Annotated in this window: 3 pseudogenes; 1 reads left to right on the top strand and 2 read right to left on the bottom strand. The window is 39.9% G+C overall.

The annotated features are described in order from the left end of the window. Positions 1-96, top strand: a pseudogene (locus ABZW11_RS46295) (TetR family transcriptional regulator); the annotation flags it as partial. Here ABZW11_RS46295 and ABZW11_RS46290 read toward each other — a convergent pair. Continuing rightward, positions 91-711: pseudogene (locus ABZW11_RS46290) on the bottom strand (IS6-like element ISS1N family transposase); the annotation flags it as partial. The pseudogenes ABZW11_RS46295 and ABZW11_RS46290 overlap by 6 nt on opposite strands. Positions 712-807: 96 nt before the next feature. Further along, positions 808-909: pseudogene (locus ABZW11_RS46285) on the bottom strand (IS982 family transposase); the annotation flags it as partial. Positions 910-1033 lie beyond the last annotated feature (124 nt).

Here is a 1033-nt window from a genome sequence, read left to right as displayed (position 1 = left end):
AAGAAGCAGGCCACCCGGCAGGCGCTGCGCGAGGCGGCGCTGCGTCTGGCGCTCGAACGCGGGCTCGACAACGTGCGCGTGGACGACATCGCCGAAGAGCGTTCCATTTCTTCGGTTCTTTTTATATATTCCTCGAATGGTCTCCATGCCCTTAATCGTGGAAGAGGCTGTACGGAGACTTTGATAAAATTTATTCCGTCGTTTAATAGGTCGATGGTCTTGTTCTATTAAATTGTTAAGATACTTCACAGTTCGGTGCTCTGTCTTAGTATATAAACCCACACTCTGTAACTTTCTAAAGGCGGAGCCAAGAGAAGGTGCTTTATCGGTCACAATTGCTTTCGGCTCACCAAACTGTTTATGGAGTCGTTTTAAGAAAGCATAGGCTGCTTGCGTATCCCGTTTCTTTCGTAACCAGATATCTAAGGTTAAGCCGTCCGCATCAATTGCACGATAAAGATAATGCCAACGTCCCTTAATTTTGATATAGGTTTCGTCCATTTTCCATGAATAGAAGGATTGTCTATTTTTCTTCTTCCAAAGATAATAGAGGACTTTGCTGTACTCTTGCACCCAACGATAAATCGTAGTATGACAAACATTTATTCCACGATCATATAACAATTCCTGAACTTCACGATAGCTTAGATTGTAACGCAGGTAATAACCAACAGCGACAATAATGACGTCTTTTTTGAATTGTTTGCCTTTTGTTTGCCTTTAAAATGATTCATTACTCTGTCCTCTCTGTCTTTTTTCTCAATTTTACACTAAAATAGATTTTTTGGAAAACTTTGCAACAGAACCCTTTCGGTTTTGAACCTCAAGGGGAACACTCGTTTGATAAAGCGTCTCAATGGTTGTCAGTAAATAAACAAAAACTTTTGGAAGTGTGCTATTATAAGTCATATAAGTCGTGCGCTTTCTAATGCTTAGTGGTTTAAGATTAGGATAGCACGACTTATTTATTTTCCAATGAAATTAACTAGCAATTCGGGTTAACTATTATCAATAGTTTAGTTTTCATTCCCTA

This window comes from Nonomuraea sp. NPDC004580, assembly GCF_040609855.1.
GTDB classification, from domain to species: Bacteria; Actinomycetota; Actinomycetes; order Streptosporangiales; family Streptosporangiaceae; genus Nonomuraea; species Nonomuraea salmonea.
This window is presented reverse-complemented; position numbering and strand designations above follow the sequence as displayed.